The sequence below is a fragment of the Roseiconus nitratireducens genome (assembly GCF_008629675.1).
Lineage (GTDB): Bacteria > Planctomycetota > Planctomycetia > Pirellulales > Pirellulaceae > Stieleria > Stieleria nitratireducens.
The window spans coordinates 79,553-85,552 of sequence record NZ_VWOX01000024.1 but is presented as its reverse complement, the minus strand read 5'-3'; the positions used below and the strand labels follow the sequence as shown (position 1 = coordinate 85,552).

Here is a 6,000-nt window from a genome sequence, read left to right as displayed (position 1 = left end):
GGTACACAATCTCAACTTTTCTCTCTTGATGGAGGCCTTCGCTATGTCTTTGAGAATTATTTGTCTTGCTGGTTGCTTGTTCGCCACGCTACTCGGGGACGCGAATATCTTCGCTGAACAGTTGCAACGTTCATCAAGCCCCATTTGGATCACCCTTCGCCACTCGCCGGCCAACGGACATCAGGAATCGAGTGTCGAGATTCAGGTTCCTAGCGGTATCGACTTTAAAGTCATCGACGCGATCGCCGAAACGCTCTCTGATCAGAAGATCGATGTCGGGCGTTTGGTCGCCCATCAGGATATCTCTTTGGAATTCTCGTCCGCCTCATTTGTCGTGATGAGGATTGACGGCACGGATTTAACGCTTGCTCCCGGGAGCGGTTTTCCGTTCGAGACGACTCGCGCCCTAACCACGGCACTCAATCAACTTGGGGTGAAAAACACAACGATTGTTGATCCGGATAAACTATTGCATCGCCGCTTCAGTCAGGGGGATCCCTTCTTTCCGGAGTACGCCTACAGCCTGCGAGCCCCAAGTGCTTCGCAGAGCAGGAATTGACTTAGCTTCGGTGGATGCGCCAGTCCGACGCACCATGCGATGCAACGGAGCGGCGGTGGAGAGGTTTCGCGATTCGTCATCAAACTCCCTCCGGCCGCTGATCGCACCCGTGACCCGAATTGACGGAACGAGATGAAGATCAATCGACTTTTGGTGGCGATTCTTATTGCTCTGATATCAGCTTCCTTCTCATCGGCCGAGTACGCAGAGCTGACACCTGAATGGGCGGAAGAGAATCCGGGGAGGTTAACACTGGGGATGGGCAGCGCGATGGGGGGATGGAATGACTACATCTTCCGGCTGCATTTTGATTCGCCAAGAGTGTTCACCGTTCGCAGCCAGGTGCTGTTGAAACGCAAGAACAAGACTGGACATGTTCCGCTTCACACATTCGACTGGTCCGTGGACAAACCAGACACTGTTCTACCCGTCAAGATCCGGACGCCATCATTTACTCCTCCTGAGGAATCGGACAAAGATGTCGTCAAGAGGGCTGATGTATCGATCGTCATTCTTGCTCGTGAAGTTGGTCCTGACGGAGAGCCCATGGGCCTACCTGACCGATTTGATCTGAAGCTGAGTGACTTCAATGGTGTCAACATTCTACCTGAGCCCAAAGATGGATCGCCGGCTGACACATCTGACGGCGGGCAACCATGACATGAACCGGACGGCGGTAGTGCGGTTTTTCGAGATCAATGTCAGCTTCACCAGCTACTGATCCTCGACTCGATGCGAACGAATCGATGACGAGCGGAGTATGTCTAACATGAATGGATCGTGGGAGTTGTGTCAATACTTGCATTGGAATGGTGAAACTGAGTCAGACGGAGACGACTCCGAGATTCGATCGTGGCTTTGCGGATCAGATGACATCTCGATTGATGATTTCAACGAGTCGACAGGTTTACAACTAAACTTGCGCGACGGGGCTTTTTCGGAACGGGGAGCGGATTTCTGTCAGCTCATGTTCGACACGGAGGGGATCCAGGTGAATGATTACCGACCTATGTCGGGCAGGGTCTTGTTTGATGGTCGAGTGGGGTCCCTCATTCCGGACGGTGTGCCGGAATATTCATTGCCTTATCCAGTTGGAATTGCTTTGCGGTACGGTGATGGCGACACCAAGGTGTGCGATACGATTCGACTGATCAACGACTCTCTTGTACGGCAACTCTCAGTTGTGACGGACGAACTTTACCTTGATCGCATCGTTCTCGTGTATGGCCGTGTTGATGCTGTCGCATAGCAATCAGATGCACTGCAGTCGCCGATTTGGGGTTGTTTCTGTGGTCAGGTCGTCCGCCGCGACTCGGTGATTTGTAGCGTTATTCGAATGACGTGAAGCCTCCGTGTTGGAAACCAACAAATGAAATTACGGCCTCAATTTTCGCTGCGGGTGCTGATGATCTTGCCGGTCTTCGTTGGTCTGTTTTTTGCCTGCGGGTCTCTAACACGCACGTATGGAACCGATCAAGTGAAAGTCTGGCTCGAGCAAAAGGGCAACGGAGGCCGACCAATGTATGAAGCCCCGCTCCTATTCTCAAAGGCTAAGCTTGCAATGAAGAGTCCCACCCAGACTATCACGACCGAGTGCTATTTCGTCTGGCTGTTCGGGCCTGTGTTTGAGGTTCCTTTTGAACGAACTTACATCGATTCGATCGGCCCCGGCGTTACTGTCAATGACATTGCTAAACGTCGCTTGCTGAAGGAATAACATCTCCGGGTAGCCGTGTTGATCGTCGGTCCGATCGGCGTTGGCCTACGCAGATGACAATGAACGAAAAGAAGCGGCGGATAATCATCGCGTGTACCGGAGTACGTGATCCGGGCGGTTTTGAAGTTGAGGATCTTACGTGCGGACCGCGTAATCGCCCGACTTTCGCCTCCTTATTTGCGGAGAAGACTGACTTGATTAGACGAATCATCGTCACCGCGGCTTGGGTCACGCTCGTTGGCTGCGATGATCCGATTGGTTCGGATTCGGCTTCCGCGTCGCCGAAAACGCCAGTCGAGGCATTTCGTGACCAAGAGAAGATCGGCGGCAAAGCAACCTTAATCGATGTTGATGGATCAAGCCTGGAATTTGACCCCAACACATGCGTGCGCGGACAGGCCGGCTTTGGTTGGGGACTGGGCTCGGTTCAAGTCAACGTCCACGGCCGCGATCGCGGCTTTTGTATCTTCGATTACAGGAACGAAATCGAGGGTGGCTTTCAAGTTTATCGCTGTCGCGCGCCGGTCGATGGTCCGCCGGTCAAGGTTGTCGTCGACAACGGCAGCGTTGCGACGTCCTTTTCGCTCGAGGAAGCCAAGCTGATTCGCAGCGGCAACATGCATTTTGGCCCAGACGATGATGCGGACATGCCGGTGGCGATGGAGCAACAACATGTTCCCGATACCAGCTACGTCAACTATTTCGCCGACGTTGTCGAAGGTGCCGGCGCTCCGGTGGACGCCGACAGCCGGGTGACCATCGCATACACGATCTACGTGGACAACTACTTTGCCACAGAATTTGTGGGCGTCGAAAGAAACCGCTCGCTAGACTTCACACTCGGCCGCCGACAAGTGGGGCGCGGGATGGAAACGGCTGTCCGAGGAATGAAGGAGGGAGGCAAACGGCGAGTGATGATTCGCAACGAAGTTGCGCCCAAGATGAGCAAAGACCTTGGGGGCGTGCAACCACAGACGGTGCTCGCTATCGAAATTGACTTGCTAGAAGTCAAATGATGCTCCGAAGTCGCGGCAAAACAATGAAATGCATTAGAATCGCCGCGTTGATCTCTCTCGAGGTCGCCTCGTTCGCGGCGACTCTTTGATCCATACTGTTATCCGACTGATGTAAACCGCGTATGAACTCGCTGCAACTTCGATCTGCGACACGCGAGCGAAATCGATGTTCATACTGGGACTACTACGTCGACGATCGCCGCCTAGCCGATGTTCTCGATGTCGGGGACTTCATTCCTCCGATCGGATGGCTTGGCAGCGTGACCGAACTTCACTTCCTGTCGATGCTGCTACGCGCGGCGGACGGCGACCTTTCCGGCAATCGCGCCCCGTTGTTCGTTTGTGCGGAATGCGCGGACTACGGATGCGGCGTCCTGTCCTGCAACATTGACCGAACTTACGAAGGCATCGTCTGGCGTGACTTCGGGATGCAGACCGACTACGATGACGAGTTGATCGTCGACGATCGGTACCGAGATCGGATTTACACGTTTGACCCGACCGAGTACTACCGAACTTTTTCAGGTCACTACGACCTCGCGAAGTCCGGCGGATGACAAATGACAATGCACCGAAGTCACTGGAAGACGGGACTCGGGGTTTCCGCTCTGCTTTCGCGTCTATCGCCCGTCCCCTGTGATTTCTGTCGTTATCGGAAGAATGTCTTCACGATCAGATGCGTCAATTGACAGTTGAACTTTGGGCAGCGCCAATCCCCATCCTTGGCAGATTTGCAGACCATCACTGGATCGTGATTGTGTCTGACCGGGGGATCAACCGTTGGGAGGTATGGCAGAAACAACATGTCGTTGATACTTCTTGGGGGTACCTTCACCGCAACCTGTTGCCGCCAAAGGCAAATGTTGGATACGGGCCGAGTCGACATGTCAGAACGTGGGTGGACGGGGACGCGCGAGACATCCAGCATCGAGTTGAGAATTCACCCACTGCCTATCCGTGGCTCAACGTCTATCGCTTCTTTCCAGGTCCGAATAGCAACACCTTTGTGGAATGGGCTCTTGGGGACGTCTCTCGATTGACAACTCGAGCACCGGGAGCATGGTACGCAAGGTTTGCCGGAAGACAAATCCGATAACCGTCGGACGCACGACGAGTCGCGGAATCGTGGTTATTGAAGTGGAGGATCGCGCGCGTGGCCCCGCCTAACGCTACCGATGTGTCCGTGCAAAATCCGGTATTCTGTACAAAACGAATTCAAATTCGTAAAAACGTCGGCGACGCATTTTGAAATGAAAGTCAGCATTCGCTCGTTACTGGTTGTTACGATTCTCGTGGCAATTTCCTGCGCCATCGGAATAGCCGTGCATCACGATGTATTGCTTGCGGCTTTTCTCTCGGTCGTCATTGCCCTCCCATTATTTTACAAAGCCAGCACATTCTTCATTTCGCCGCGTACGGGTGCGATGGCGTTACCCACCATTCTCGCGTTTGCGTTGGATGCGGTCGCATGGGATGGTTTTGAATTGACTCGGCAACCTATGGCTGCCCTGTTGGTCACCGTCATCTTAATTCTGGCTTGGAGCCTTCAGTTGATTCTGGTGCGTGCAGTCAGATGCCTGCGATCAGATCGGATTTTCGAGGCTTGTCTGTACGCTTCTATCGGAGAGTTGCTTGCGTTACTTCGGACTGGCACCAATGGTGGGTATGAAAATGAACACAGAGAACCGCGCGATGCACCGAAGAACGGGAGTTGACGGCTTCGGATTGGTTGGGCGTTCGCTCGTACTCGGTGACGGCTGTACGCGCAGCTTTCTTGACCCTTTGGACTTCCGGTTTTACACATCTGCGATCATGAAATGAAAAATCTATCCGTAGTTCTCTTGGCGTCCGTTGCATTCGCGATCGCTTTCTTTGCGAGCTACCGCTTCTCGACGGCTGGCGATGGCGATCCACCCGGGCATGTCAATCTGCATGATTTCGGCGACGCGACCTGTTTGGTGACTTTTGATCTCGGGGGATCCGACGGCATTGAGCAAACCGTTTTGATGAAACCTCGCATCACCGATGTTGGCGGAAAGCGATTTGTTAGCGGCGTCACGACAAACGTCTACAATGAAATCAATGTGCCGTATCCTGGCACGGTCGCGTATGTTGCGCTCGAGCGTATTTCGTACATTCAAATTCTGCCGCCAAGACAGAAACCGGACTGATCATGCGCGGTCCATCGGGGAACCGTAGCCGAGTGGACGGCGCAGGGGCTTTGCAGTTTCGAGTCATGGATTACCTGCTCGGACGTTCTGCAGCGGCGCCGTCTGCATCGCAAAAGCCAACGGAGTGCACGCAACTTTCACGGAGTGAAAGGCGACGATCGTGAATCAACACGCTCTGCTATATTGCTGATCTCCGGACGGATGTCGAATTTGAACCGCGTTACTTGCAATCGAAAACACCGTGATTTGGGGTGCAGTGATCGGCGAGGTGTGTTCGCTGCCGGTTGAGGCGAGAAGACCCGCGGCGAGCGCCACGCGGCTTACTCAAAGTGATGCTGCCCAGCTAACTGTTGTCGTTTTATTGATAGGCCGCTGTTTTGTTCGGCTGGTCGCATTTTCGTTTGGTGGTCCATCCTTTTTTGAGGAAGCAAGATGTTCCTGATCAAGATCGTGGTGATTCTGGCGGCTCCCGCAATTATCTGGTTCGTGAAGTGGTGCATCTTCGATGATTAAGGCAGACTCTGTTTTGCCTGTTCG

At 53.6% G+C, this 6,000-nt stretch carries 9 protein-coding genes; all 9 read left to right on the top strand.

Annotated features, from left to right (window positions below):
* Positions 1-559 (top strand): hypothetical protein (locus tag FYK55_RS26240; protein WP_235908993.1); only part of this gene is annotated, 559 nt, incomplete at its 5' end.
* A gap of 132 nt (positions 560-691) precedes the next feature.
* Complete coding sequence (locus tag FYK55_RS26235; protein WP_150079603.1) at positions 692-1,219, top strand: hypothetical protein; 528 nt, start codon at positions 692-694, stop codon at positions 1,217-1,219.
* Between the two features lie 100 nt (positions 1,220-1,319).
* Positions 1,320-1,808: a hypothetical protein gene (locus tag FYK55_RS26230; RefSeq protein ID WP_150079602.1), complete on the top strand. Its 489-nt coding sequence runs from the start codon at positions 1,320-1,322 to the stop codon at positions 1,806-1,808.
* 120 nt (positions 1,809-1,928) lie between these two features.
* Complete coding sequence (locus FYK55_RS26225; RefSeq protein ID WP_150079601.1) at positions 1,929-2,276, top strand: hypothetical protein; 348 nt, start codon at positions 1,929-1,931, stop codon at positions 2,274-2,276.
* A gap of 194 nt (positions 2,277-2,470) precedes the next feature.
* Entirely contained in the window at positions 2,471-3,292 is an 822-nt protein-coding gene (locus FYK55_RS26220) for an FKBP-type peptidyl-prolyl cis-trans isomerase (protein WP_161604763.1), read from the top strand.
* Positions 3,293-3,414: 122 nt separating this feature from the next.
* Positions 3,415-3,849: a hypothetical protein gene (locus FYK55_RS26215; RefSeq protein WP_150079599.1), complete on the top strand. Its 435-nt coding sequence runs from the start codon at positions 3,415-3,417 to the stop codon at positions 3,847-3,849.
* Between the two features lie 119 nt (positions 3,850-3,968).
* Positions 3,969-4,388 (top strand): DUF3750 domain-containing protein, encoded by a 420-nt coding sequence (locus FYK55_RS30175; protein WP_150079598.1) that lies wholly within the window; start codon positions 3,969-3,971, stop codon positions 4,386-4,388.
* Between the two features lie 154 nt (positions 4,389-4,542).
* Positions 4,543-5,007 (top strand): hypothetical protein, encoded by a 465-nt coding sequence (locus FYK55_RS26205; RefSeq protein WP_150079597.1) that lies wholly within the window; start codon positions 4,543-4,545, stop codon positions 5,005-5,007.
* Positions 5,008-5,109: 102 nt separating this feature from the next.
* A complete protein-coding gene (locus FYK55_RS26200) occupies positions 5,110-5,463 on the top strand; it encodes a hypothetical protein (protein ID WP_150079596.1) in 354 nt (117 codons plus the stop codon).
* Positions 5,464-6,000: the final 537 nt, after the last annotated feature.

Excerpts from the sequence above, each read along its gene's own strand:
- FYK55_RS26235 (WP_150079603.1), top strand. The coding sequence starts at position 692 with ATGAAGATCAATCGACTTTTGGTGGCGATTCTTATTGCTCTGATATCA.
- FYK55_RS26230 (WP_150079602.1), top strand. The coding sequence starts at position 1,320 with ATGTCTAACATGAATGGATCGTGGGAGTTGTGTCAATACTTGCATTGG.
- FYK55_RS26225 (WP_150079601.1), top strand. The coding sequence starts at position 1,929 with ATGAAATTACGGCCTCAATTTTCGCTGCGGGTGCTGATGATCTTGCCG.
- FYK55_RS26215 (WP_150079599.1), top strand. The coding sequence starts at position 3,415 with ATGAACTCGCTGCAACTTCGATCTGCGACACGCGAGCGAAATCGATGT.
- FYK55_RS30175 (WP_150079598.1), top strand. The coding sequence starts at position 3,969 with ATGCGTCAATTGACAGTTGAACTTTGGGCAGCGCCAATCCCCATCCTT.
- FYK55_RS26205 (WP_150079597.1), top strand. The coding sequence starts at position 4,543 with ATGAAAGTCAGCATTCGCTCGTTACTGGTTGTTACGATTCTCGTGGCA.
- FYK55_RS26200 (WP_150079596.1), top strand. The coding sequence starts at position 5,110 with ATGAAAAATCTATCCGTAGTTCTCTTGGCGTCCGTTGCATTCGCGATC.